Origin of the sequence: Cupriavidus basilensis OR16, from assembly GCF_000243095.1 — a bacterium.
GTDB classification, from domain to species: domain Bacteria; phylum Pseudomonadota; class Gammaproteobacteria; order Burkholderiales; family Burkholderiaceae; genus Cupriavidus; species Cupriavidus basilensis_D.
The window spans coordinates 64,019-89,606 of sequence record NZ_AHJE01000082.1 but is presented as its reverse complement, the minus strand read 5'-3'; the positions used below and the strand labels follow the sequence as shown (position 1 = coordinate 89,606).

The following is a 25,588-nucleotide window of genomic DNA, read 5'->3' as shown; positions in this document are numbered from 1 at the left end:
CGAATACTTCAACCAGCACGCCGATTGCGCGGTGACCGCCGCCCGCGAGCTGGAAGTGCTGGTCAACGACCTGCCCAATGCCGAGGCACATGCCCGCCGCGTGCAAGCCACCGAAAAGAAAGCCGATCGGATCACGCACGACACGATCGACCTGCTGCACAAGACTTTCATCACGCCGCTGGACCGCGATGAGATCCACAAGCTCATCACCACCATGGACGACATCCTCGACTTGATGGAAGACGTGGCCGAGACCATCTCGCTGTACGACGTGACCAGCCTGACCGACGAAGCGCGCAAGCTGGCCTCCATCTGCGTGCAGTGCTGCGACCAGGTCAAGATCGCGGTCGGCCTGCTGGACGACATGAGCAATGCCGGCGCCATCCTGAAGACGGCGCAGCAGATCGACCAACTCGAGTCCGAGGCCGATCGCGTGATGCGCGCCGCCATGTCCAAGCTGTTCCGCGACGAGACGGACGTCAAGCGCCTGATCAAGCTGAAGGCTATCTACGAGCAGCTCGAAACCATTACCGACAAGTGCGAGGACGTCGCCAACATTCTCGAAGGCATCGTCCTGGAAAACGCCTGAGGCACACATCGGCATGCAAACAATACAAATGAGCCTGTGGGTCATCGGGCTGCTGGTGGCTCTCGCACTGCTGTTCGACTTCATGAACGGCTTTCACGATGCCGCCAACTCGATTGCGACGGTGGTATCGACTGGCGTGCTCAAGCCGCACCACGCGGTGGCCATGGCGGCCATGTGCAATGTGGTGGCGATTTTCATCTTCCACCTGAAAGTGGCGGCGACCGTCGGTACCGGCACGATCGACGTCAACATCGTCGATCACTACGTGATCTTCGGCGCCCTGATGGGTGCCATTGCCTGGAATCTGATTACCTGGTACTACGGTATTCCGTCATCGTCGTCTCACGCGCTGATCGGTGGCCTGGTAGGCGCCGCCGTGGCCAAGAGCGGCACCAGCGCACTGGTTGGCGGCGGTCTTCTCAAGACCGTGGCGTTTATCGTGATCTCGCCGCTGCTGGGATTCCTGCTCGGTTCGCTAATGATGGTGATCGTGGCCTGGACATTCTTCCGCACGCCGTGGACATTCTTCCGCACGCCGCCGTCGCGGGTCGATCGCTGGTTCCGCCGGCTGCAGCTGGTCTCGGCATCGCTGTACAGCCTGGGCCATGGCGGCAATGACGCGCAGAAGACCATCGGCATCATCTGGATGCTGCTGATCGCCAGCGGCCACGTGGCGCAGGGTGGCGCGGAGCCGCCGATCTGGGTCATCGTTTCCTGCTACGTGGCGATCGGCATGGGCACCATGTTTGGTGGCTGGCGCATCGTGCGTACCATGGGCCAGAAGATCACCAAGCTCAAGCCGGTAGGCGGCTTCTGCGCGGAGACGGGCGGCGCCATCACGCTATTCATCGCCTCGGCGCTCGGCGTGCCGGTGTCGACCACCCATACCATCACCGGCGCCATCGTCGGCGTGGGCTCGGTGCAGAAGATGTCGGCGGTGCGCTGGGGCGTGGCCGGCAATATCGTCTGGGCCTGGGTGCTGACGATTCCCGCATCTGCCTTCATGGCCGCCATCGCATGGTGGATCGGCCGGCATATCCTCTAAGCCACCGGGCCGTCGGATTCTCGCTCGACAAGCAAAAAGCCAGGCATTGCGCCTGGCTTTTTGCTTGTTGGGAAGACCGGAGCCGAAGGCTATCGATTGGCAAATGCGGCAATCGGATCGTCATCCACGGGGGCTGGGGGCGCAACGGAAGGTGGCGGCGCTGGTGCGGCCGGGGGGGCGACCGATGCCGGCGCCTGGTTGATTCCCGACGCAACGCGCCGCGCGCCGTTGTACCGGGAGGCCCAGTACGACTTGGTCATGTCTTCGAGCCGCACCGTGCCGCCGGTGGAAGGCGCGTGGACAAAGCGGTTCTGCCCGACATAGATGCCAACATGCGAATTGGCCCGGCCCGTGGTGTTGAAGAAGACGAGGTCGCCCGAGGCTACCTGGCTGCGCTCCAGCGAAACGCCGCGGTCGCCCATGGCCTCGGTGGTGCGAGGCAGGTTGACATTGGCGGCGCGCAGCACGACATAGCGCACGAGCCCGCTGCAGTCGAAGCCCGAGTCCGGCGTATTGCCACCGTAGCGATAGGGTGTGCCAACCAGCGACATTGCCTGGATGGAGACCTCTTCGAGCCCGGCGCTGGGATCCACCATGGGAGTGCCCGCAGGACGCGGCTGGGCGTTGTAGCGCGCTGGCGGCGTCGAGGCGCAGGCGGCGAGCAGCAATGCCGCCGTGCAAAGCACGGGCAGGTGGGCGGTGTGGAAGATGAGAGCCACGCGGGCCACGCGTCTTCCTGTTGGGGCAATCTGGCGCAGAGGCATCCTTCTCGGTCCGATCCCGGGTCAGGTGCCGTGGCGTGAGGGGGCGCCCCCTTGGCCCCTTACCAGCGCAACTGCGCGTTGTAAGTGCCCGTACTCACGCTGACCGACTTGGCCTGTCCCTTATAAGTCGCTTCGATATTGTAGCTGCCTTGCGGGGCCTTGATCAGGCACTTTGGCCCGGACGCGATGAAGCTGGCCACTTCATGGCCTTCGCGGGTCATCTTGACGGCGACATCGGACAGGAATTCGCCGCGCTCGCCCTGGATGAACAGCACGCCCATGTTGAAGTTTTTCTGCTGCGCGGCCAGCTGCTGCTGTTCATCCGCGCCAATGCCACCGCAGACGTAGCTGACCGGGCCCATGGTGCGAATCACCAGTTCGTCGGCGGCCAGCGCCGGGCCCGATGGCAACGAGAGCGCGGCAATCGCGATGCTGCCAGCCAGCGCGAGCCGCAGCGGTGTGTGGCGAAGGTGGTTGTCCATCAATGTCTCCATCGATCCAACAAGCCGTAGGGGGCAAAAAAAAGCGCCCGCCAGGCGCCGGCACGCGAGGTACCGAAATGGCGGGCGTTCCGGATGCCTTGATGCTAGGCCACGCCGGCAGGCAAATCTGCCGGTCGCGGTCCTACAGGGTTTCCGGTAGTTCAAGGGGGCAGGCGTCTTAACGGCTCCGGTTGGCGCGCCCCTTAAAGCACATCCGCGGCATGGTCGGCCAGGCGCGAGCGTTCGCCGCGCGCCAGTGTCACATGGCCGCTGTGGCTCCAGCCCTTGAACCGGTCGACCACGTAGGTAAGGCCGGACGAACCCTCGGTCAGGTAAGGCGTATCGATTTGCGCAATGTTGCCCAGGCAGATGATCTTGGTGCCGGGGCCGGCACGCGTTACCAGCGTCTTCATCTGCTTGGGCGTCAGGTTCTGCGCCTCGTCGATGATGACGAACTTGTTGACGAAGGTGCGTCCGCGCATGAAGTTCATGCTCTTGACCTTGATGCGCGAGCGGATCAGTTCCTGGGTGGCGGCGCGGCCCCATTCGCCGGCGCTGTCGTCGCTCTTTTGCAGCACTTCCAGGTTGTCGTCGAAGGCGCCCATCCAGGGCTGCATCTTTTCTTCCTCGGTGCCGGGCAGGAAGCCGATGTCCTCGCCGACCGGCACGGTCGCGCGGGTGACGATGATCTCGTTGTAGAGCTTCTGGTCGAGCACCTGCTCAAGGCCCGCCGCGAGCGCCAGCAGGGTCTTGCCGGTACCGGCCTGGCCCAGCAGGGTAACGAAGTCGATCTCCGGATGCATCAGCAGGTTGAGCGCGAAGTTCTGCTCGCGGTTGCGCGCGGTCACGCTCCACACATTGTTCTTGTGATGCGTGTAGTCCTTGAGTGTCTGCAGTAGCGCGGTCTTGCCGTTGATTTCCTTGACCTGGGCGTACAGCGGCAGGCTGCCGTCGCTGGGTTCCAGGAAGACGAACTGGTTGACCAGGAAGGAGGGCACCAGCGGGCCTGTCAGACGATAGAACATGGCGCCGGACTTCGGATCCTGCCAGCTTTCCACCCCCTTGCCATGCTTGGCCCAGAAGTCGTTGGGCAGCAGCATCACGCCCGAGTACAGCAGGTCCTTGTCCTCGAGGACCTGGTCGTTGAAGTAGTCCTCGGCGGGCAGGCCGAGCGCGCGCGCCTTGATGCGCATGTTGATGTCTTTCGACACCAGCACGACCTGGCGCTCCGGGAACTGCTGCTGCAGGGCGCTGACCACGCCCAGGATCTGGTTGTCCGCCTTGCCCTGCGGCAAGCCGTCGGGCAGCTTGATTTCGTTCAGCCTGGTCTGCAGGAACAGCTTGCCTTGCGCGTCGCGGTTACCCAGCTTGGCCAGCGGCAAACCATCGTCGAGCACGCCGTCGGTGCCGCCCACCAGCGCGTCCAGGGTACGGCTGACGGTGCGCGCGTTGCGGGCAACTTCGCTCATGCCCTTCTTGTGGTTGTCCAGTTCCTCGAGCGTCATCATCGGCAGATAGACGTCGTGCTCTTCGAAGCGGAACAGCGAGGATGGGTCGTGCATCAGCACATTGGTGTCCAGCACGAACAGCTTGCTGGGGCCAGCGTGTTTCTGCATGCGCCGGTTGGTCGTGCCAGGGGCCTTGGCGGGGGCTTTGGGCACGGCCGCCAGCGACGGCACGGACTTCAGCGCGGACGGCGGCGCATCCTTGGTGCGCGCTCGCGTCGGACCGCTGGCGCTGGCCACCACGGCCGGCGCGTTTTCCGCTTTGCTAGTTCCGGTTTCCAGCAAGGCCACACGCTCCAGCGCCGGCACAGGTTTCTTACCCTGCGGCGCTGATTTGGCCTTAGTCAGCTTGGTCACCGGGGCGAATTCGCTCGGGTCAAGCAATTGGGCAGGCTTGGCGGGCATGGTCGGCAGCGGCATGCTAGGCTTTCCTTTCAGGGGGAGAAGACGGCTGGAAAACGGCGCAGGACACTGGCGCGGCCGCATGGCGCCGCGTCATTGGGGATCGTGTCCTGTGCGTACAAACCACACAAACAAAAAAGCCGCCAACCTGGGTAGCAGGTTTGGCGGCTTTTCTTTGGACCGGAGACACGGCAGGTCCGCTACCGGCCTGTGGCAAGGTGCGCCTGGGCCGGGACAATGAAGCTGCGTGGCATCCGGATCTTGAACTCATTAAAGGTCAATGTATCCGAACGTTTTCTGTTTTGCAATCGCTCGCAGAGGCGACTTGTAACGGTGTTGTTGCGCTGCATTAAAGCGCCGGGCCGAATTGCTCTGGATCTCGCTCCGGATCTCGCCCAGGATCAGAGGCCGCGCACGATTTCCAGCACGTCATCGACGTGGTTGGGCACCTTGATGCCCCGCAGCGCATGGCGCAGGATGCCCTTGCCGTCGATGATGAAGGTGCTGCGCTCGATGCCGCGCACTTCCTTGCCATACAGTTTCTTCATCTTGATGACATCGAACAGATGGCACACGGCTTCGTCGCCGTCGGAGATCAGTTCAAAGGGGAGTTCCAGCTTGGCCTTGAAATTCTCGTGGGACTTCAGGCTGTCGCGCGAGATGCCGAAGACCACCGTGCCCGCCTTGACGAAGTCGTCATGCTGGTCGCGGAAGTTCATGGCTTCGGTGGTGCAGCCCGGGGTGTTGTCCTTGGGGTAGAAATACAGGACGATGGTCTTGCCACGCTGGGCGGCGAGGCTGAACGTGCCGCCGGTGGCAGGTGCGCTGAAATCGGGTACGGGCTGGCTGAGACTGACTGTCATTCTTATGGCTCCTGGGAGGGACAGGACGGGGGCGGCTGCGTGAGTGCGGCCACCATGGTGGCGGCAGATGGGGGCAGGCCGGCAAACTTCAAGCGTGGCGCGTACCTAACTTGCAACTCGGCCGCTGGGCCGCAGGGCGGGCTCAGGCAGGTTCCTCCAGCATCAGGATGGCCGCCACCTTGCGGCCTTCGGCCATCAGGATATTGTATGTGCGGCAGGCGGCCTGCAGATCCATGGCGTCCACCCCGACATGCAGGCGCGCCAGGGAGGCGGTCAGGCGGGGATGGGGGAAGCGCAGGCGGCTGCCGGTGCCCAGCAGCACCACTTCGGGCGAGTGCGCCAGCAGGCCTTCGAAGTGCGCGGGTTCCAGGTCTTCGAAGCGCTGCACGGGCCACGGCCGGATCTCGCCTTCGGGCATGACCAGCACGGATTCCGTGTAGCGCACCATGTTGATTTCGATATAACCCGGGCCGTACGACGTTACCGTATTGAGGGCATTGGGCTGGTCAGCGTGGAGTTTCAAGGGCGAACCTTATCTGGCGCTGCCCTTCGCGGCGCGCGCGGCGACTCGGCCGGGGGCAGCGCAGGGCGGGTTGAGAGCATTTTGGGGCAGGCGGGCCGGGCGGCTTTGCTGCGGCCCCGGGGTACCGGCGGCGTACGCTGCAATGCAAGAATCCCTGCCGAAGTCTGTCATAATCCGATAAATTATAGCTTTTGCCTCCCTGCCTGCCACGTTTTGCGTTGCAACGCAGCGCAGAGGCTACGCGGGCCGCTCCTTTCCCACCCAGATTCCCTAGATTGCCGCCGCTACCCGGCGGCCCTTGCCTCCTGCCGACATCGCCGTGAAACCGATCCAGAAATCCAACAAGCTCAACAATGTTTGCTATGACATCCGCGGCCCGGTGCTGGAGAAGGCCAAGCAGATGGAAGAGGAAGGCCACAAGATCATCAAGCTGAACATCGGCAACCTGGCCGTATTCGGCTTCGATGCGCCGGAAGAGATCCAGCAGGACATGATGCGCAACCTGCCCAATTCGGCGGGCTATTCGGACTCCAAGGGCATCTTCGCCGCGCGCAAGGCGATCATGCACTACACGCAGCAAAAGAGCATCGAGGGCGTGGGCCTGGACGATATCTACGTCGGCAACGGCGCCTCCGAGCTGATCGTGATGTCGATGAACGCGCTGCTCAACAGTGGCGACGAAGTGCTGGTGCCGGCGCCGGACTACCCGCTGTGGACCGCTGCGGTGAGCCTGTCGGGCGGCACCCCGGTGCACTATGTGTGCGACGAGGCCAACGAGTGGATGCCCGACCTGGACGATATCCGCGCCAAGATCACGCCGAATACCAAGGCCATCGTCGTCATCAACCCGAACAACCCCACCGGCGCCCTGTATTCGGACGAACTGCTCAAGGCCATCGTGGTGATTGCGCGCGAACACGGCCTGATCATCTTCGCTGACGAGATCTACGACAAGGTCCTGTACGACGGCCATAGCCACACCTCGATCGCGGCGCTGTCAACCGATGTGCTGACGGTGACCTTCAACGGACTGTCCAAGAACTACCGCTCCTGCGGCTACCGCGCCGGCTGGATGGTGGTGTCGGGCGACAAGCGGCCCGCGCTGGACTATATCGAGGGGCTGAACATGCTGTCCTCGATGCGCCTGTGCGCCAACGTGCCCGGCCAGTGGGCCATCCAGACCGCGCTGGGCGGCTACCAGAGCATCAATGACCTGGTGGGCGACGGCGGCCGCCTGCGCCGCCAGCGCGATCTTGCCCATGAACTGATCACGCAGATTCCGGGCGTCACCTGCGTCAAGCCCAAGGCCGCGCTGTACCTGTTCCCCAAGCTCGACCTGTCGATGTACCCGATCCAGGACGACCAGGAGTTCATCTATGAACTGCTGCAGGAGTCCAAGGTGCTGCTGGTGCAGGGCACCGGCTTCAACTGGGACAAGCCAGACCATTTCCGTATCGTGTTCCTGCCCCATGAGGAGGACCTGCGCGAGGCCATCGCCCGCGTGGGCCGTTTCCTCGAGGCCTACCGCAAGCGCCACGGCCACGCGGCCTGAGCCGGCCCCAGCGAGGCCATTGCGGCGTATTCCATTTTTCAGCAACTCAGAGTCAGATCGTCCATGAATCCCATCAAAGTAGGCCTGCTTGGCATCGGTACCGTCGGTAGCGGCACGTTCAATGTGCTGCAACGTAACCAGGAAGAAATCCGCCGCCGCGCCGGGCGCGGCATCGAGATTGCCATGGTGGCCGACCTCAACACCGAGCGCGCCCGCGAGCTGACCGGTGGGCAGGTCGAGGTGGTGGCCGATGCCAACGAGGTCGTCACCCGCCCCGAGATCGACATCGTGATCGAGCTGATCGGCGGCTACGGCATCGCCCGCGAGTTGGTGCTCAAGGCCATCGAGAACGGCAAGCATGTGGTCACCGCCAACAAGGCGCTGCTGGCCGTGCACGGCAACGAGATCTTCGAAGCCGCGCGCAAGAAGGGCGTGATCGTTGCCTTCGAAGCCGCGGTGGCCGGTGGCATCCCCATCATCAAGGCGCTGCGCGAAGGCCTGACCGCCAACCGTATCGAGTGGATCGCCGGCATCATCAACGGCACCACCAACTTCATCCTGTCGGAAATGCGCGACAAGGGCCTGGACTTCGACACGGTGCTCAAGCAAGCGCAAGCGCTGGGCTACGCCGAGGCCGATCCCACCTTCGACATCGAAGGCATCGACGCCGCGCACAAGATCACGCTGATGAGCTCGATCGCCTTCGGCATGCCGGTGCAGTTCGACAAGGCCTATGTGGAAGGCATCACCAAGCTGTCGGCCGTGGATATCCGCTACGCCGAGGAACTGGGCTACCGCATCAAGCTGCTGGGCCTGACGCGCCGCCGCGAGAACGGCATCGAGCTGCGCGTGCACCCGACGCTGGTGCCGGCCAAGCGCCTGATCGCCAATGTGGAAGGCGCCATGAACGCCGTGCTGGTGCAGGGCGACGCCGTGGGCGCCACGCTGTACTACGGCAAGGGCGCAGGCGCCGAGCCGACCGCCTCGGCCGTGATCGCCGACCTGGTCGACGTGACTCGCCTGCACACCGCCGACCCCGAGCACCGCGTGCCGCACCTGGCCTTCCAGCCGGATGAGCTGTCCAGCGTGCCGGTGCTGCCGATCGAGGAAGTCACCAGCTCCTACTACCTGCGCATGCGCGTGGCGGACGAAACCGGCGTGCTGGCCGACATCACCCGCATCCTGGCCGACGCCGGCATCTCCATCGATGCCATGCTGCAGAAGGAGTCGCGTGAAGGCGAGCCGCAGACCGACATCATCATGCTCTCGCACCTCACCCTCGAGAAGCAGGTCAACGCCGCCATCGCCAAGATCGAGGCGCTGCCGACCGTGCTGTCCGCCGTCACGCGCCTGCGCATGGAAGAACTGAACTGAACGCACCGATGAAATACCAGTCGACGCGCGGCCATGAGATGCCGCAAACCTTCTCCGAGATCCTGCTGGGCGGCCTGGCGCCGGACGGCGGCCTGTACCTGCCCCGGGAGTACCCGCAGGTCACGGCCGACGAGCTGGAAGCCTGGCGCAAGCTGTCGTACGCCGATCTCGCGTTCGAAGTCCTGTCCCGCTTCTGCGACGACATCCCGGCCGAGGACCTGCGCGCGCTGACGCGCAAGACCTACACCGCCGAGGTGTACTGCAACGCTCGCCCGGGCGACAACACCGCCGACATCACCCCGCTGCGCACGCTGGGCGAGGAGGGCGGCACGCGGCTGCAATTGCTGGGCCTGTCCAACGGCCCCACGCTGGCCTTCAAGGACATGGCCATGCAGTTGCTCGGCAACCTGTTCGAGTACGCGCTCGCGCGTGCCGGGCAGGAGCTGAACATTCTCGGCGCCACCTCGGGCGACACCGGCAGCGCGGCGGAATACGCCATGCGGGGCAAGCGCGGCATCCGCGTGTTCATGCTCAGCCCGCACCGCAAGATGAGCGCGTTCCAGACCGCGCAGATGTTCAGCCTGCAAGACCCGAATATCTTCAACCTGGCGGTGGAAGGCGTGTTCGACGACTGCCAGGACATCGTCAAGGCGGTCTCCAACGATCTCGACTACAAGGCCCGCCAGAAGATCGGCACGGTCAACTCGATCAACTGGGCGCGCGTGGTGGCCCAGGTGGTGTACTACTTCAAGGGCTGGCTGCTGGCGACCGATGGCCCCGGCCAGAAGGTCTCGTTCTGCGTGCCGTCGGGCAATTTCGGCAACGTCTGCGCTGGCCATATCGCGCGCATGATGGGCCTGCCGATCGACAAGCTGGTGGTCGCCACCAACGAGAACGACGTGCTCGACGAGTTCTTCCGCACGGGCACCTACCGCGTGCGCAAGTCGGCGGAGACGTATCACACGTCCAGCCCGAGCATGGACATCTCGAAGGCGTCGAACTTCGAGCGCTTCGTGTTCGACCTGCTGGGCCGCGATGGCGACAAGCTGGCCAAGATGTTCCGCGAAGACGTTGACACCAAGGGCGGCTTCGACCTGTCAGGCACCCCGGAATTCGAGCGTATCCGCGCCTTTGGCTTTGTCTCGGGCCGCAGCACGCACGAGGACCGCCTCGCCACCATCCGCGGCCTGTCCGAGCGCTACGGCATCACCATCGACACGCACACTGCCGATGGCATCAAGGTCGCGCGCGAGCATCTCACGCCCGGTGTGCCGATGCTGGTGCTGGAGACCGCGCTGCCGGCCAAGTTTGCCGACACGATCCGCGAGGCGCTTGGCGTTGAGCCGGAGCGCCCGGCCAGCTTCGAAGGCATCGAAAACCTGCCGCAGCGCTTTGAGGTGATGCCGGCCGAAGTGGACCGGATCAAGGCTTATATCGCCGGCCACACCGGCCTGTAAGCCTTGGCGCGCTGCCGGCGGCGTTCCTGCCGGCAGCGCGCCAACTCGCTACAATCAGACTTGCCGAGCAGGAATCGCGCGGCCCTCGCATTGCCCTGCATGTACCGGGGGCGGTACGCGGGCCGTTTCCCATGGGCGCTGGATGGCCTTGGGTTCGCGGTCTGACAATGCCTGAGCTGCCTGAGCTGCCTCGCCCGCCCGTCCCCCCATGCTGACCATGGCCCAGGCCCTCGAAGCCTTGCTGGCTGGCGCCCGCCCGCTCGCTGAAGCCGAGCGCATCGCCACGCTGGAGGCCAACGGCCGCGTGCTGGCCGCGCCGGTGTCGAGCACGCTGGACGTACCTCCGGCCGACAACACCTCGATGGACGGCTACGCGGTGCGCAGCGCCGACGTGGCGGCGCCGGGCGCGCGCCTGCGGGTGGCCCAGCGCATTCCCGCCGGCCATATCGGCACCGCGCTGGCGGCTGGCACCGCGGCCCGCATCTTTACCGGCGGGCTGATTCCGCCGGGCGCGGACGCAGTGGTGATGCAGGAGCAGTGCGTGGCGCAAGGCGACGAAGTGGTCGTCAATCACGCGCCGCGGCCGGGCGAGTGGATCCGCCGGGCCGGCGAGGACATCCGTGCCGGCAGCGTGATCCTGCCGGCTGGCACGCGGTTGACGCCGCAGGCGCTGGGTCTTGCCGCCTCGGTGGGGCAGGCGTCGCTGGACGTGGTGCGGCGCGTCAAGGTGGCGGTGTTCTTTACCGGCGACGAACTCGCCATGCCGGGCGAGCCCCTCAAGCCGGGCGCCATCTACAACTCCAATCGCTTCACGCTGCGCGGGCTGCTGGAAAACCTCGGCTGCGAGATCAGCGATTTCGGCATCGTGCCCGACACGCTGGCCGCTACGCGCGACACCTTGCGCCGGGCCGCCGAGGGGCGTGACCTGATCATCACCTCGGGCGGCGTCTCGGTGGGCGAGGAAGACCATATCAAACCGGCGGTCGAGGCCGAAGGGCGGCTCAACCTGTGGCAGATCGCCATCAAGCCGGGCAAGCCGCTGGCGTTTGGCGAAGTGGCGCGCGGCGAGCAGGCACCGGCGTTTTTCCTGGGGCTGCCGGGCAATCCCGTTTCCAGCTTCGTGACCTTCCTGCTGTTCGTGCGGCCCTTCATCCTGCGGCTGCAAGGCGTGCAGGACGTGATGCCGCGCCGGCTGCCGCTGCGCGCCGATTTCGACCTGCCCAAGGGTGACCGCCGCAACGAGTTCCTGCGCGTGCGCATCAACCAGGCCGGCGGGCTCGATCTGTTCCCCAACCAGAGCTCGGGCGTGCTGACGTCCACGGTGTGGGGGGAGGGGCTGGTCGACAACCCACCCAACCAGCCGATCGCGCGTGGCGACACCGTGCAGTTCATCGCCTTCGACAACCTGCTGGCATGAGGAGCGAGACCGCCATGCACATCGAACTGCGTTTTTTTGCCAGCGTGCGCGAGCAGCTGGGCCTGGGGCAGGAGCGCGTCGCGGTGCCGGCCGAGGTGGCTACCGTGGCGGACCTGCGCCAGTGGCTCGGGGCCCGCGGGCGGCGCCTGGGGCCCGAGGGTCCTGGCCGAGGGCCGTGCCTTGCGCATGGCCGTGGACCACGAGGTGGCCGGCGCGGACAGCGTGCTGGCCGATGGCTGCGAAGTGGCGTTTTTCCCGCCCGTGACCGGAGGCTGAGATGAGCGTCAGGGTGCAGTGCGAAGATTTCGACCTGGGCGCCGAGGTGGCGGCATTGCGCCATGGCCAGCCCGGCGTGGGCGCGGTGGCCAGCTTTGTCGGCACGGTCCGCGACATGAACGACGGCAGCGCGGTCAGCGCGATGGAACTGGAACACTATCCGGGCATGACCGAGAAGGCGCTAGCCCGGATCGAAGCGGTGGCGCGGGAGCGCTGGGCGCTGCTTGGCGTCACCATCGTGCATCGGGTCGGCCCCTTGCTGCCGCTGGACCAGATCGTGCTGGTGGCGGTGGCCTCAGCACATCGCGGCAATGCCTTTGCCGCTTGCGAATTCATCATGGATTACCTCAAGTCCGAAGCGCCGTTCTGGAAGAAGGAGCAGACGCCGGACGGCGCGCGCTGGGTCGACGCGCGGGTGACCGATGAATCGGCGCTGGCACGCTGGGGCATTCGCTCGCTTAACGCCACAGCAGAGGTGGCGGACGTGCAAACTCCGGGCCTCAAGGGTTGATGGGCGCGCTCGGTTTTGTGGCGGTCGGGGTCGGGGCCGCGGTCGGTGCGTGGCTGCGCTGGGCGTTCTCCGTGCTGTGGAACGCCGCCAACCCGGCACTGCCCTACGGCACGCTGGCGGCCAACCTGGTGGGCGGCTACCTGATCGGGCTGGCGGTGGGATTCTTCGGCGCGCATGCGGAGTTGCCGCCCGAATGGCGCCTACTGGCCGTGACCGGCTTCCTGGGTGGCCTGACCACCTTTTCCACGTTCTCCAGCGAGGTCGTCAGCAACCTGATGGCGGGCGACTACGGCTGGGCGGCGGTGCACCTCTTGCTGCACCTTGGCGGCTCATTGCTGCTGACCGCGCTGGGCCTGTGGACCTATCGGCTGCTGGCTTGAGCGCCAGGCGAGTCCAGCCAGTCAAGCATCTCGCGCAGCGCTGCGTTGAAGGCAGCCGGGCGTTCCATGTGCGGGGCATGGCCGGTGCCGTCGATGGTGGCAATGCGGGCGGCCGGTTGCAGTCGCAGCGTGGCCTGGGCCACGGCTGGCGCGTAGAGACGGCTGCGTTCCCCAACCAGATGGAATAGAGGCAGGCGAGCCTGGCGCAACGCCAGGCGGTAGTCCTGGCGGGCCATGTCTTCCCACAGCGCGGCAAGGGCATCCGGCGCGCACTGGCGCATGATGCCGGCGATTCGGCTTGCCTGGGCCGCATCGGGTTTGTTGCCGGCGGACCACAGGCCGGCGCGCACCGAATCGATCAGGCGAGGCCAGTCCTGGCGCACGTGCGCGGCCATTTGAGCGGCCTGGACGATGTCGTAGCGCCCATGCAGGCCATGCGGCCAGTCGGCCGCGCCGACCAGGCGCGGCGTCATGTCGATGGCGCCGACCGCCGCCAGGGGCAGGGCAGCATCGCTGCGCATCAACTCCCAGGCCACCATGGCTCCCATCGACCACCCGACCACCACGACATCCCGCAATCCCAGGTACCTGACCAACCCGGCGGCGTCGGCGGCGAGTTGCGCGACGCTGGCATGCCCGGCGTGCGGCAGTGCAGCAGACAGGCCATGCCCGGCATGGTCGGGGGCGATCACACGATAGCCGTGTCGCGCCAGTGCGCGCTGGCCGTCGAAGGCCTCGCCAGATAGCGACCACCCATGCAGGAGCAGCAGTGCCTGCCCGCTGCCGGCCTCCCGCCAGGCGGGCCGGGAACCGCGGGCCGCATGGGCAACGAAGGTGGGAGCGGACTCGCCCGGATCGGCATTGGTCATCGCGTGTGCAGCATCCAAGGGCGAGCTTCCAGTCTGGGCATCTGGCCTGGCCCGGTGGCGGCCAAAGCTCCGGGTAAGCCATGTATTGACATACGGATCGCTAACTTTATATCATGAAACATGAATCAGTTATCATGTTTTGAGGTTGGCCGGAGGCAGCGGTTTCCGCGGCGCATGACCGCTGTTTAACTGCCGTTTCCGGCCTGACCAGCCACTGCGGAGCCCCGATGTCCCTTACCGAATCCGGCGTAAGCCAGCCTAAGACCGCGCGCGGCCAGAAGACCCGCGAGGCGTTGCTGCGTGCCGCCGAGAAAGTGTTTGGCGAGAAGGGCTACTACGTGGCTTCGATCTCGGAGATCACGCAGGAGGCGGAGGTGGCCATGGGCACCTTCTACCTGTACTTCAAGGACAAGGAAGACATCTTCCGCGCGCTGGTGCAGCACATGCTGGAACTGGTGCGAGCCCACCTGCGCAAGCACGTAGGGCCGGCGCAGACGCAGATCGAAGCCGAACGGCTCGGGCTCAAGGCCTTTCTTTCCTTCGTGTCGCGCCACAAGAATCTGTACCGTATCGTGCTCGATTCCTACTCGGTGGACGAGACCATCTACAGCAGTTACTTCCAGGTGTTCGCCGATGTCTACAGCCGCCGCCTGGGCAAGGCCGAGGAGCAAGGCGAGATCTCGCCGGGCGACGCCGAAGTGCGGGCGTGGTGCCTGATCGGCATCAGCAATTTCCTCGGCATGCGCTACGCGCTGTGGAAGCGGCCGGCGTCGATGGACAAGGTGGTCGACACGGCCTTCGACATGATCTCGCACGGGCTGGCGGCGCGATGAGCGCGCTGGTGCTGGTCGAGCGGGTCGGCAGCACGGCGGTGCTCAGGCTCAATCGCGCTGAGCGTCACAACAGCCTGGTGCCGGAACTGCTCGAAGCACTGCTGGCCGCGCTGGAGCACGTGGAGGCGGACGCGGAGGTTCGCGCCGTGGTGCTGAGCCATGCGGGGCGCTCGTTCTCCACGGGCGGCGACGTCGGCGCCTTTGCCGCCCTCCCGCCGCAAAGCGCCGAGCTTGCGCAGTACGCGCAGCGGCTGCTTGGTCTGCTTAACGCGGCCATCCTGCGCCTGGCAGCGCTGCGCTGCCCGGTGATCGCCGCGGTGGAAGGCTGGCTGACGGGCGGCTCGCTGGGCCTGGCGCTGGCCTGCGATATGACGGTGCTGGGCGAGGGCACGCGCATCGCGCCTTACTACACCGTGGTGGGCTTCAGCCCGGACGGTGGCTGGACCGCGATGCTGCCGCAACTTGTCGGCGCCGCGCGCGCGCGGGCGATCCAGCTTGAGAACACCACGCTGACGGCCAGCCAGGCTGCGGCGCTGGGCTTGGCCACGCATCTCGCGCCGGCTCGCGAGGCCGAGGCGATGGCGTTGTCGCTGGCGGCCGGCCTGAAGGACAAGGTGCCCGGCAGCGTGGCGCACACGCGCGCGCTGCTGTGCTGGGATGCGGACGCACTGGCCGCCGGGCTTGAGCGCGAACGCGTGGCGTTCGTGGCGCAGGTGACGAGCGCCGAGGCGGCGGCAGGCATGCGCCGCTTCCTTGGCGACGGGCGCGCGGGCTAAGGCGGCAAACAGAACACGGGAACACGGGAAGGAAAGCGCAGCGGCAACACGCTGGCAGGATCTGCACTTGCAACGACAAGAGACACCCACAGAGGAGACAGGAATGCAATTCAAGCACCAAGTCGCTGGCGCCATCGCACTGGCCAGCCTGCTGGCCGCCGCAGGCGCCCTTGCCAAGGATATCCGTATCGCCCACGTCTACGACAAGACCGGGGCGCTCGAGGCCTACGCCAAGCAGACCCAGACCGGGCTGATGATGGGGTTGGACTACGCCACCAACGGCACCATGATGGTCAACGGCAACAAGCTGGTGGTGCTGGAAAAGGACACCCAGGGCAAGCCCGACGTGGCCAAGGCGCAGCTTGCCGCAGCGTATAGCGACGATCGCGCGGATATTGCCGTGGGGCCGACGTCTTCCGGCACGGCGCTGGCAATGCTGCCGGTGGCCGAGGAGTACAAGAAGATCCTGCTGGTGGAGCCCGCCGTGGCGGATTCCATCACCGGCGAGAAGTGGAACCGCTACATCTTCCGCACCGGCCGCAATTCTTCGCAGGACGCCATCTCCAACGCAGTGGCGCTGGACAAGCCCGGCGTGCAGATCGCCACCCTGGCGCAGGACTACGCCTTTGGCCGTGATGGCGTGAAGGCCTTCAAGGGCGCGCTCAAGAACGCCAAGATCGTGCACGAGGAATACCTGCCGACCAACACCACGGACTTTACCGCCGGGGCGCAGCGGCTGTTTGACTCGCTCAAGGACAAGCCGGGCCGCAAGATCATCTTCATCATCTGGGCCGGTGCCGGCAACCCGTTCAAGATTGCCGACCTCGATCCCAAGCGCTACGGCATCGAGATCGCCACCGGTGGCAATATCCTGCCTGCCATGAGCAATTACAAGAACTTCCCCGGCATGGAAGGCGCGACGTACTACTACTTCGGCATTCCCAAGAACAAGGCCAACGAGTGGCTGGTGTCCAACCACTACACCAAGTTCAAGTCGCCGCCTGACTTCTTCACCGCGGGTGGCATGACGGCGGGCATCGCGCTGGTCGAGGCGCTCAAGAAGACCAATGGCGACACCAATACCGAGAAGCTGATCGGGGCCATGGAAGGCATGTCGTTCGAGACGCCCAAGGGCAAGATGACCTTCCGCAAGGAAGACCACCAGGCGCTGCAATCGATGTACCACTTCAAGATCAAGGTCGATCCCGCGTTCGCCTGGGGCGTGCCCGAGCTGGTCCGCGAGATCAAGCCGGAAGAAATGAACGTGCCGATCCGCAACAAGCGGTGATGACGGTGGGCGCCTCTTCCATCGACACAACGGCGGCGCTTGCGCGGGCAGTGGCGGGGCCGCCCGCGCTCGAGACGCGCGATCTCACCATCCGCTTTGGCGGCCATGTGGCGGTCAATGCGGTGTCCTGCGCGTTTCGTCCGGGCGAGCTGACTTGCATCGTCGGCCCCAACGGGGCCGGCAAGACCACGTACTTCAACCTGATCTCGGGCCAGTTGCCGCCCAGCGCCGGGCAGATCCTGCTTGGCGGCGAGGACGTGACGCGCCTGCCGGTGCCGCACAAGGCGCGGCGCGGCATTGGCCGGGCATTCCAGCTGACCAGCCTGTTTCCCAATTTGTCCGTGTTCGAGTGGCCTCGTTGCCGCACGGCGACCAGCGCAAGCTGGAGGTGGGCATCCTGCTGGCGCTGCAGCCACGCATCTTCATGTTCGACGAGCCGACCGCCGGCATACGAGCCGACCGCCGGCATGAGCGTGGACGAGGTGCCGGTGATCCTGGGCCTGATCCAGGAGATCAAGCGCGACAAGAGCAAGACGGTGCTGCTGGTGGAGCACAAGATGGATGTGGTGCGCTCGCTGGCCGACCGCATCATCGTGCTGCATAACGGCAACCTGATGGCCGACGGCGATCCGGCCGAGGTGATCGCCTCGCCGATCGTGCAGCAGGCATACCTGGGCATCGCTGCCGACGGCGAGAGCGCGCAGCAGGAGGGCAGTCATGGCTGATGGACCGGCAGCACCCATCCTGAGCCTGGATAGCGTGCAGACGCATATCGGGCCGTATCACATCCTGCACGGCGTGAGCTTTGCCGTGCCGCGCGGCGGCGTGACCATGCTGCTGGGGCGCAACGGCGCCGGCAAGACCACCACGCTGCGTACCATCATGAACCTGTGGCAGGCGAGCGAGGGGCGGATCGCGTTCGACGGGGCCGACATCACCCGCCGCGGCACGCCCGCCATTGCACAGGCCGGCATTGCCTATGTGCCGGAGAACATGAGCGTGTTCTCCGAGTTGACGGTGGCCGAGAACATGCGCCTGGCCGCGCGCAGCGGCGCGATCGACAGCGAACGCCTGGACTGGGTGTTCCGCATGTTCCCCGCGCTCAAGATCTTCTGGCATCAGCGCGCCGGTGTGCTGTCCGGCGGGCAGAAGCAGATGCTGTCGGTGGCGCGCGCCATCATCGAGCCGCGCAAGCTGCTGATCGTGGACGAGCCGACCAAGGGCCTGGCGCCGGCCATCATCCAGAACATGATCACGGTGTTCCGCGAGCTCAAGCAGACGGACGTATCGATCCTGCTGGTGGAGCAGAACTTCCACATGGCAAAGTCGGTAGGGGACACCGTTGCCGTGATGGATGACGGGCGTGTGGTGCATACGGGAACGATGGCAGCGCTGGCGGGGGACGAAAGCCTGCAGCAGCGGCTGCTCGGTTTGTCGCTGGCGGCGCACCAGTAGCGCGTCATCGATAGCGGCCAGATAGCGGCCGGATAGCGGCCGGCTAGACAAGACCCATAACAAGATATCGTCAGGACCGAGACTATGGCGAGTACAAGCTCCTTACCCACCACCCCGGCGGCGCCGGCCGACCTGCCCAGGGTCCGGCTCGACTGGACCCCGCTGGCGCTGGCGCCGCTGCTGATGCTGCTGGCCTATCCGCTGATCGGCAGCGGCTCGACCTGGCTCACGCTGACCATCGCAGGGCTTGCCATGGGCATGATCGTGTTCGTGGTGTCGTCGGGCCTGACGCTGGTGTTCGGCCTGATGGACGTGCTCAACTTCGGCCATGGCGCGTTCATCGCGCTGGGGGCCTATGTGGCGGCATCCGTGCTGCTGCCGCTGGGCGCCTGGGTGGAGGCCGACAGCCTGTGGCTCAACCTGGCGGTATTCGGCCTTGCCATCCTGGCGGCGATGGTGGCTGCGGGCACCGTCGGCTTGTTGTTCGAGCGCATCGTGGTGCGCCCGGTCTACGGCCAGCACCTCAAGCAGATCCTGATCACCATGGGCGGCATGATCGTGGCCGAGCAGCTGATCAAGGCGATCTGGGGCGCGGAGACCATCGCGCTGCAGGTGCCCATCACGTTCCGCGGCGCGGTGCTGCTGGGCGATGCCGCCATCGAGAAATACCGGCTCATCGCCGTGGTGCTCGGGCTGGCGATCTTTATTTCCATGGTGCTGGTGCTCAACCGCACGCGCATCGGCCTGCTGATCCGCGCCGGGGTGGAGAACCGCGAGATGGTGGAGTCGCTCGGCTACCGCATCCGGCTCCTGTTCATCGGCGTGTTCGTGGTGGGCGCAGGGCTTGCCGGCATGGGCGGCGTGCTGTGGGGGCTGTACCAGCAGAACATCACCGCATCCATCGGCGCCCAGGTCAATGTGCTGATCTTTATCGTGATCATCATCGGCGGGCTCGGCTCCACCACGGGCTGCTTCGTCGGCGCCTTGCTGGTCGGGCTGATGGCCAACTACACCGGCTTCCTGTTTCCCAAGGTGGCGCTGTTTTCGAACATCCTGCTGATGGTGATGATCCTGCTGTGGCGTCCGCAGGGCCTTTACCCGGTGGCCAAGCGCTGAGCGCCGAGGAAAACCAAAACCATGACCCGACTGCTTTCCGGCGACCTGCCACGAAGCCGCGTGCTGACCGTCATCCTGGTGGCCATGCTGCTGGCGCTGGCGTGCGCGCCGTTCCTGTTTCCCGGCGCGCGCGCGCTCAATATGGCGGCCAAGATCTGCATCTTCGTGGTGCTGGTAGCCAGCTACGACCTGCTGCTCGGCTATACCGGCATCGTCTCCTTTGCCCACACCATGTTCTTCGGCATCGGCGGCTATGGCGTGGCGATCGCCATGTCGCGGCTGGAGCCGGGGTGGGGCGCGCTGGCGCTCGGCACGCTGGGCGCGTTGCTGGTGTCGATGCTGCTGGCCTTCCTGATCGGGCTGTTTTCGCTGCGGGTCAGGGCCATCTTCTTTGCCATGATCACGCTGGCGGTGGCCACCGCGTTTGCCACGCTGGTGTCGCAACTCTCCGAGTGGACCGGCGGCGAGGACGGCATCAGCTTCAAAGTGCCGGAAGTCTTTACGCCGGGTTTTTCGCTGGGGGACACAGAGTGGTTCGGCGTGCCGCTCAACGGCAAGCTGTTCTCGTATTACTTCGTGTTCGCGAGCGCGCTGGTGTTGTTCCTGTTGCTGCTGCGCGTGGTGAACTCGCCGTTTGGCCGGGTGCTGCAGGCGATCCGCGAGAACGATTTCCGGGCCGAGGCCATCGGCTACCGCACCGTGGTGTACCGTACGGTGTCCACCGTGCTGTCGGCTGGGTTTGCCACGCTGGCCGGCGTGCTGATGGCGCTCTGGCTGCGTTACAACGGCCCGGACACGTCATTGTCCTTCGAGATCATGGTCGACATCCTGCTGATCGTTGTGATCGGCGGCATGGGCACGCTGTACGGCGCGCTGATCGGCACCACGCTGTTCCTGGTGGCGCAGACCTACCTGCAGGACGTGATGAAGCTCGCGAGCGATGCCACCGCGGCAATCCCGCTGCTCTCAGGGTTGTTGCATCCGGACCGCTGGCTGCTGTGGCTTGGCCTGCTGTTCATCCTCAGCGTGTATTACTTTCCGCAAGGCATCGTCGGCAGGCTGCGCGGCGACCGCTCCGAGCACGAGGTGGCGTCGTAGGGCGCAAGCAGCAAGCAGCAAGCAGCAAGCAGCAAGCAGCAAGCAGCAACAAGAGCATTCAAACACGCTATAACAAGAACATCCACGAGCGGAGATTCCTGACCATGTACGTAGTCGACTGGCTGCACAAGAATGCCCTGCATACGCCGGACAAGGTCGCGCTGGTCGACGTGGAGAGCGGCCGCGCGGTGACCTACCGGCGGTTCGACGAACGCGCCAGCCGCTTCGCGGAATACCTGAGCGAGCGCCTGCGGCTGGCTCAAGGGGCGCGCGTGGCCGTGCTGGCACACAACAGCTCGGATTATTTCGAGATGCTCTATGGCTGCGCCAAGGCCGGCATGGTGATGGTCTGCCTGAACTGGCGGCTGCCGGCGGCGGAGCTGTTGCCGATCTTGCGCGACTGCACGCCCGACGTGCTGGTGGCCGGCGACGGCTTTCTGGCGACCGCCGCCGCGCTAAGCGACGCCTTGCCGCTGCGCGCGGTATTGCACCTGGCCGACGACGAGAGCGCCGACGTGCCGGGTGGCTGGACCGAGTACGAGGCGATGCTGGCAGGCAGTTCCGGCCGCATTATCGAGATGCCGTGCCGCGACGAGCACGAGGTCTGGCACCTGCTTTATACCTCCGGCACCACGGGCCGCCCCAAGGGGGTGATCCAGACCTACGGCATGGTCTTCTTCAATGCCGTCAACGCCATGCTGGCCAACAAGATCACGCGCGACGACGTGTTCCTGAACGTGCTGCCGTTCTTCCATACGGGTGGGCTGAACCTGTACGCCAATCCGGTGCTGCATGCCGGCGGCACCGTGCACATCATGCGGCAGTTCGATGCCGATGTGACGCTGCGCAAGCTCGATGCCAGCGCCGGCGAGGGCATCACCATGTTCTTCGCCGTGCCCGCGGTCTACCTCTTCCTCAGCCAGCATGCCGGTTTCGCGGCGGCGGACTTTTCCCGGGTGCGCAATATGTCCGCGGGCGGGTCCTCGGTGCCGCGGCCGCTGCTGGAGGCCTACCTGGCCAAGGGCGTCACGATCTGCTTTGGCTTTGGCATGACCGAGACCGGGCCGACCGTGTTCGTGTGCGACGAAGCCACGGCGCGCCGCAAGATCGGCACCATCGGCAAGCCGGTCGGCTCCATGCTGACCCGGGTGGTGGATCCGCAGGGCCGCGACGTGGCGCCCGGCGAGCGCGGCGAGTTGCTGATCAAGGGGCCGGGCGTCACGCCCGGCTACTGGAACCTGCCGGAAGCCACCGACGCCACCATCCGTGGCGGCTGGCTGCATTCCGGTGATATCGCCTATATGGACGAGGAGGGCGATTACTACATCGTCGACCGCGCCAAGGACATGTTTATTTCGGGCGGCGAGAACGTTTACCCGGCTGAAGTGGAGAATGTGCTGTTCCAGATCGCCGCCGTATCCGAGGCCGCCGTCATCGGCGTGCCGGACGCGCGCTGGGGCGAGGTTGGCATGGCGCTGGTGGTGGCAAAGCCCGGCATGGCGCTGGATGAGCAAGGCGTGCTCGCGCATTGCCGTGCCGCGCTCGCCGGCTACAAGGTGCCGCGCCATGTCAGGATGATCGAGGCGCTGCCGCGCACGCCGTCCGGCAAGGTGGAAAAGCACAAGCTGCGCGCGCGCTTCGGGTCGCAGTGAAGGCGCTGCGCAGTGTGAGGTCAAGTCGTGGCTGTCTCGTGAAATTCTCGTTTCCGTATTGCGTTCCGATCGATCCGGCATGCCGAACCAGCATGCAAAGGGGGGCACAACATGTTGCGCGGACTTGCAGGACATAGGGGGTGGACCGTACACGGCGCGCGCCGGGCGCTGGCAGGAGCGGCAGGCTTGCTGCTGGCGGCGTGCGGCTCGGGCGATAACAACACCAGCAGTGGCAACACCAATCCCAATATCAAGCCGGCGAACATCGGCACGGTAACGGTCAAGAGCTACGACGGCAGCACCGACGACCTGCTCACTGCCGGCCTCGGCAAGGACGGCCTGGCCTCCGCCACGCAGCCGCTGCCGCTGGACCCGGCCGCACCCACCGCGGCCGAGCTGCGCCGCTACGCCATCTACACCAACTACCGCGCGCTGGTGGACACCACGGCGGGCGGTGGCTACGGCTCGCTGTATGGCCCCAATGTGGACGCGCAGGGCAACGCGACGACGGGGCAGGGCAAGGTCGCCGGGCGCGAGTATGTGGCTTTTTCCGACGATGGCAGCGGCCTGCAGAACGTGACCATGGTGGTGCAGATTCCCGACAGCTTCAATGTGGCCAAGCCGTGCCTGATCACCGCCACATCGTCCGGCTCGCGCGGCGTCTATGGCGCGATCTCCACCGGCGAATGGGCGCTCAAGCGCGGCTGCGCCGTCGCCTATACCGACAAGGGCACCGGCGCCGCGCCGCACGACCTCGATACCGACACCGTGCCGCTGATCGACGGCACGCGCGCCAGCCGCGCCACGGCCGGCGCCACGGCGCAGTTCGCCGCTCCCTTCCCCAATACCAGCCTGGCCGCGTTCAACGCGCTGGCGCCGCACCGGCTGGCGTTCAAGCATGCCCATTCGCAGCGCAACCCCGAGAAGGACTGGGGCACGTTCACGCTGCAGGCCGCGGACTTCGCCATCTGGGCCATCAACGACCGCTTCGGCAGCGTGGCCACCGATGGCACGCGCCAGCGCAGCCTGGGCCCGGACAAGGTCGTGGTGATCGCTTCCAGCGTGTCCAATGGCGGCGGCGCGGCCATTGCCGCGGCGGAGCAGGATACCCAGGGCCTGATCGACGGCGTGGCGGTGGGCGAGCCGAACCTCAACCTGCCCGACAACACGGGTGTGACCGTCACGCGTGGCGGTGTGCCGGTCAGCAAGTCCGGGCGGCCGCTGTATGACTACACCACCACCGCCAACCTGCTACAGCTTTGCACTTCGCAGGCGACCGCGCTGGTGAATGTCGGGTTGGCGCAGCCAGCGCTCAACCGCTGCCAGTCGCTCGCCAATGGCGGCCTGGTGACCGGGCCGGATGCCGCTAGCCAGGCAGCCAGTGCGCTGCAGGCGCTGCACGCATTCGGGTGGGAGCCCGAGTCCGACGCGCTCCATCCTTCGCTAGCCCTGTTCGAGGTGGCCAATGCGGTCTCCGTGACCTTCGCCAACGCGCTCGCGCGTGCTGGCGTGGCGGACCGGCTGTGCGGCTTGAGCTTTGCCGCTGCCGGCACCGCGGTACTGACGCCGGCAGCGATCGCACCGGCCACGCTCAACGTGCTGTACGCGACCGGCAACGGCGTGCCGCCGGCGGCCGGCGTGCAACTGATCAACGACAACAATCCCGGCGGCCCGCTGCGCGACATCTATTCCCAATCGCCGAGCAGCAATGTGGCTGATGCCAACCTCGACGGCGCCCGCTGCCTGCGCGGACTGCTGACGGGCACCGGCGCGCAGGCCCAGGCGCTGCAAGCGGGCCTGGCCCAGACGCTGCGCTCGGGCAACCTGCACGGCAAGCCGACCATCATCGTGCATGGCCGCAGCGATGCACTGTTGCCGGTCAACCATACGTCGCGGCCGTATCTCGGCTATAACCGGCTCCAGGAGGGCAATGCCAGCAAGCTCTCCTATATCGAAGTCACCAATGGCCAGCACTTCGATAGTTTCATCGGCGCGGTAGCGGGCTACGACAACCGCTTCATCCCGCTGCACGTCTACCTGAACCGGGCACTCGACGCGGTCTATGACAACCTGACCACCGGCCGCGCGCTGCCACCTTCGCAGGTGGTGCGCACGGTCGCGCGCGGCGGCACCACGTCGCCGGCGCCCACTATCCTGCCCACCAATTTGCCGCCATTTGCCGCCACCCCGGCAGATGTGGACCGGATCACGGTCAACGGCAGCACCGTACAGGTACCCAACTGATGAAGGCATCCCGCCCACGCGTCCTGACGCAAGAAGATTTCGACCGCTTCGCCTCGCTCTCGCGCGACGACAACCCTATCCATTGCGATCCGGCGTTCGCCAGCACGACGCATTTCGGCGCCACGGTCGCGCATGGCATGTTCCTGTTCTCGCTGCTGTGCGCGCAGATGCAGCGCAGCAACCCCCGGCCGGTGCTGCCAGTCGCGCAAACGCTGATGTTCCCGCGTCCCACCTTTGTCGGCGACGGCGTGGCCGCCGTGCTGGTGTTGAACGAAACGCCCGGACGCGACCGGATTGCGCTGGAGACCTCGATCCGCTGCGTGCAGCGCGGGCGCAACCGCGCGCCCGCTAGCGATGAGCAGGTTACGGCACAAGGCGACGCGGTGCTGCTGGTCGACGCCAGCGCGGAATTGCTCGCCGAGGTGCAGCGCCAGGAGGCCGGCGAAGTGGGACATCCCGCCGTGCAGCCGGCGGGCGACCGCACGCTGTACCACCTGAGCGTGGGCCAGGAGGCCTCGGCGATACGCAGCTTCAGCGCCGGCGATATCGACGAATACGTGGCACTGACCGACGATGGCAATGCCTTCTACACCGATCCGGTGTTCGCCCACAGCCGCGGCTTCGAGGGCACCATCGTGCCGCTGCCGTTGCTGGCCGGCATGTTCTCGGACCTGCTGGGCACCCGCTTGCCTGGCCGCGGCACCGGCTGGATGAAACAGTCGCTGCGGCTGCGCTCGCCCGCGCGGCTGGGCGAACTGCTGACCGCTTCGGTGCGCATCGTGCGGCTGCGCGGCGACAAGGACCTGGTCAACCTGGCGACGGTGGTCACTGGCGGCGATGGCCGCGTGGTGCTGGCCGGCGAGGCGCTGGTGCTGGTGCGCAACCTTGAGGACAAGCGGTCGCTGGCGGCAGCCTGAGGCAGCCGGAGCCTCGGAGGGCGGTCAGCCGTTGGCCGGCCAGGAGGCAACGTATTTCCTGCGCCACATCAAGGCGCGTGCAGTCAGGCCTTGAAATGTAGGCGCAAAGCCTTATCTTTCGTTCAGACACCAGTGTCCGGCCCGTGTGACGGGATCGGCAGGTTGGGGCGCGACGGCCCCGCCTTCCGCAGCGGGACACT

General features: G+C 65.9%; 24 protein-coding genes and 1 pseudogene. 19 read left to right on the top strand and 6 right to left on the bottom strand.

Going from position 1 to position 25,588, the window contains the following annotated elements:
* On the top strand, positions 1 to 589 hold a 589-nt coding region (locus OR16_RS27340), incomplete at its 5' end, for a DUF47 domain-containing protein (RefSeq protein ID WP_006161596.1).
* Between the two features lie 13 nt (positions 590 to 602).
* Positions 603 to 1,634, top strand: coding sequence for an inorganic phosphate transporter (locus OR16_RS27335; RefSeq protein ID WP_006161594.1), 1,032 nt, complete (start codon positions 603 to 605; stop codon positions 1,632 to 1,634).
* 89 nt (positions 1,635 to 1,723) lie between these two features.
* On the opposite strand, the gene OR16_RS27330 is transcribed toward OR16_RS27335, so the two are convergent.
* The 5 genes from OR16_RS27330 to OR16_RS27310 all read right to left on the bottom strand — a co-directional run bounded on the left by OR16_RS27330 (position 1,724) and on the right by OR16_RS27310 (position 6,173).
* Positions 1,724 to 2,398, bottom strand: a complete 675-nt coding sequence (locus OR16_RS27330; RefSeq protein WP_043421331.1) for a C40 family peptidase — start codon at positions 2,396 to 2,398, stop codon at positions 1,724 to 1,726.
* 59 nt (positions 2,399 to 2,457) lie between these two features.
* On the bottom strand, positions 2,458 to 2,880 hold the full coding sequence (locus tag OR16_RS27325) for a hypothetical protein (RefSeq protein WP_006161591.1): 423 nt from the start codon (positions 2,878 to 2,880) through the stop codon (positions 2,458 to 2,460).
* 203 nt (positions 2,881 to 3,083) lie between these two features.
* A complete protein-coding gene (locus OR16_RS27320; RefSeq protein WP_006161590.1) occupies positions 3,084 to 4,805 on the bottom strand; it encodes a PhoH family protein in 1,722 nt (573 codons plus the stop codon).
* A 383-nt stretch (positions 4,806 to 5,188) separates the two neighbouring features.
* Positions 5,189 to 5,650, bottom strand: coding sequence for a peroxiredoxin (locus OR16_RS27315; protein WP_006161588.1), 462 nt, complete (start codon positions 5,648 to 5,650; stop codon positions 5,189 to 5,191).
* A 142-nt stretch (positions 5,651 to 5,792) separates the two neighbouring features.
* Positions 5,793 to 6,173, bottom strand: a complete 381-nt coding sequence (locus OR16_RS27310) for an Mth938-like domain-containing protein (protein ID WP_043421328.1) — start codon at positions 6,171 to 6,173, stop codon at positions 5,793 to 5,795.
* A 319-nt stretch (positions 6,174 to 6,492) separates the two neighbouring features.
* On the opposite strand from OR16_RS27310, the gene OR16_RS27305 reads away from it, so the two are divergent.
* The 7 genes and pseudogenes from OR16_RS27305 (at position 6,493) to crcB (ending at position 13,140) form a co-directional block, all read left to right on the top strand.
* Complete coding sequence (locus tag OR16_RS27305; RefSeq protein ID WP_006161586.1) at positions 6,493 to 7,725, top strand: pyridoxal phosphate-dependent aminotransferase; 1,233 nt, start codon at positions 6,493 to 6,495, stop codon at positions 7,723 to 7,725.
* A 63-nt stretch (positions 7,726 to 7,788) separates the two neighbouring features.
* Positions 7,789 to 9,099 carry a homoserine dehydrogenase gene (locus tag OR16_RS27300; protein ID WP_006161584.1) on the top strand — a complete coding sequence of 437 codons (1,311 nt, stop codon included), beginning with the start codon at positions 7,789 to 7,791 and terminating at the stop codon, positions 9,097 to 9,099.
* Between the two features lie 8 nt (positions 9,100 to 9,107).
* Positions 9,108 to 10,556, top strand: coding sequence for a threonine synthase (gene thrC, locus OR16_RS27295; protein ID WP_006161583.1), 1,449 nt, complete (start codon positions 9,108 to 9,110; stop codon positions 10,554 to 10,556).
* Positions 10,557 to 10,764: 208 nt separating this feature from the next.
* Complete coding sequence (gene glp, locus OR16_RS27290; RefSeq protein ID WP_006161582.1) at positions 10,765 to 11,973, top strand: gephyrin-like molybdotransferase Glp; 1,209 nt, start codon at positions 10,765 to 10,767, stop codon at positions 11,971 to 11,973.
* Positions 11,974 to 11,987: 14 nt separating this feature from the next.
* Positions 11,988 to 12,249, top strand: a pseudogene (gene moaD, locus OR16_RS27285) (molybdopterin converting factor subunit 1).
* 1 nt (position 12,250) lies between these two features.
* Positions 12,251 to 12,760 carry a molybdopterin synthase catalytic subunit MoaE gene (moaE, locus tag OR16_RS27280; protein ID WP_006161580.1) on the top strand — a complete coding sequence of 170 codons (510 nt, stop codon included), beginning with the start codon at positions 12,251 to 12,253 and terminating at the stop codon, positions 12,758 to 12,760.
* Positions 12,760 to 13,140, top strand: coding sequence for a fluoride efflux transporter CrcB (crcB, locus tag OR16_RS27275; protein ID WP_006161579.1), 381 nt, complete (start codon positions 12,760 to 12,762; stop codon positions 13,138 to 13,140). Before moaE ends, crcB begins: the two co-directional genes overlap by 1 nt.
* On the opposite strand, the gene OR16_RS27270 is transcribed toward crcB, so the two are convergent.
* On the bottom strand, positions 13,122 to 14,027 hold the full coding sequence (locus OR16_RS27270; protein ID WP_237717247.1) for an alpha/beta fold hydrolase: 906 nt from the start codon (positions 14,025 to 14,027) through the stop codon (positions 13,122 to 13,124). The two genes, crcB and OR16_RS27270, sit on opposite strands and share 19 nt — an antisense overlap.
* 209 nt (positions 14,028 to 14,236) lie before the next feature.
* Between OR16_RS27270 and OR16_RS27265 the strand changes: the two genes are divergently transcribed.
* From OR16_RS27265 to OR16_RS27220, 10 genes are all read left to right on the top strand, one after another.
* Positions 14,237 to 14,842: a TetR/AcrR family transcriptional regulator gene (locus OR16_RS27265; RefSeq protein ID WP_006161576.1), complete on the top strand. Its 606-nt coding sequence runs from the start codon at positions 14,237 to 14,239 to the stop codon at positions 14,840 to 14,842.
* Positions 14,839 to 15,618 carry an enoyl-CoA hydratase/isomerase family protein gene (locus tag OR16_RS27260; RefSeq protein ID WP_006161574.1) on the top strand — a complete coding sequence of 260 codons (780 nt, stop codon included), beginning with the start codon at positions 14,839 to 14,841 and terminating at the stop codon, positions 15,616 to 15,618. Before OR16_RS27265 ends, OR16_RS27260 begins: the two co-directional genes overlap by 4 nt.
* A 103-nt stretch (positions 15,619 to 15,721) precedes the next feature.
* Positions 15,722 to 16,906 carry a substrate-binding domain-containing protein gene (locus OR16_RS27255; RefSeq protein ID WP_006161572.1) on the top strand — a complete coding sequence of 395 codons (1,185 nt, stop codon included), beginning with the start codon at positions 15,722 to 15,724 and terminating at the stop codon, positions 16,904 to 16,906.
* A 5-nt stretch (positions 16,907 to 16,911) separates the two neighbouring features.
* Positions 16,912 to 17,631: an ABC transporter ATP-binding protein gene (locus OR16_RS27250; protein ID WP_272942877.1), complete on the top strand. Its 720-nt coding sequence runs from the start codon at positions 16,912 to 16,914 to the stop codon at positions 17,629 to 17,631.
* Complete coding sequence (locus tag OR16_RS27245; RefSeq protein WP_006161568.1) at positions 17,624 to 18,361, top strand: ABC transporter ATP-binding protein; 738 nt, start codon at positions 17,624 to 17,626, stop codon at positions 18,359 to 18,361. Before OR16_RS27250 ends, OR16_RS27245 begins: the two co-directional genes overlap by 8 nt.
* Positions 18,362 to 18,445: 84 nt before the next feature.
* Entirely contained in the window at positions 18,446 to 19,477 is a 1,032-nt protein-coding gene (locus OR16_RS27240; RefSeq protein ID WP_006161566.1) for a branched-chain amino acid ABC transporter permease, read from the top strand.
* Between the two features lie 21 nt (positions 19,478 to 19,498).
* Entirely contained in the window at positions 19,499 to 20,575 is a 1,077-nt protein-coding gene (locus OR16_RS27235; RefSeq protein WP_006161564.1) for a branched-chain amino acid ABC transporter permease, read from the top strand.
* Between the two features lie 104 nt (positions 20,576 to 20,679).
* Positions 20,680 to 22,227, top strand: coding sequence for an acyl-CoA synthetase (locus OR16_RS27230; RefSeq protein ID WP_006161562.1), 1,548 nt, complete (start codon positions 20,680 to 20,682; stop codon positions 22,225 to 22,227).
* A 111-nt stretch (positions 22,228 to 22,338) separates the two neighbouring features.
* Positions 22,339 to 24,471 (top strand): D-(-)-3-hydroxybutyrate oligomer hydrolase, encoded by a 2,133-nt coding sequence (locus tag OR16_RS27225; RefSeq protein WP_050983126.1) that lies wholly within the window; start codon positions 22,339 to 22,341, stop codon positions 24,469 to 24,471.
* Positions 24,471 to 25,388: a MaoC/PaaZ C-terminal domain-containing protein gene (locus tag OR16_RS27220; protein ID WP_006161558.1), complete on the top strand. Its 918-nt coding sequence runs from the start codon at positions 24,471 to 24,473 to the stop codon at positions 25,386 to 25,388. The genes OR16_RS27225 and OR16_RS27220 overlap by 1 nt, the downstream gene beginning before the upstream one ends.
* Positions 25,389 to 25,588: the final 200 nt, after the last annotated feature.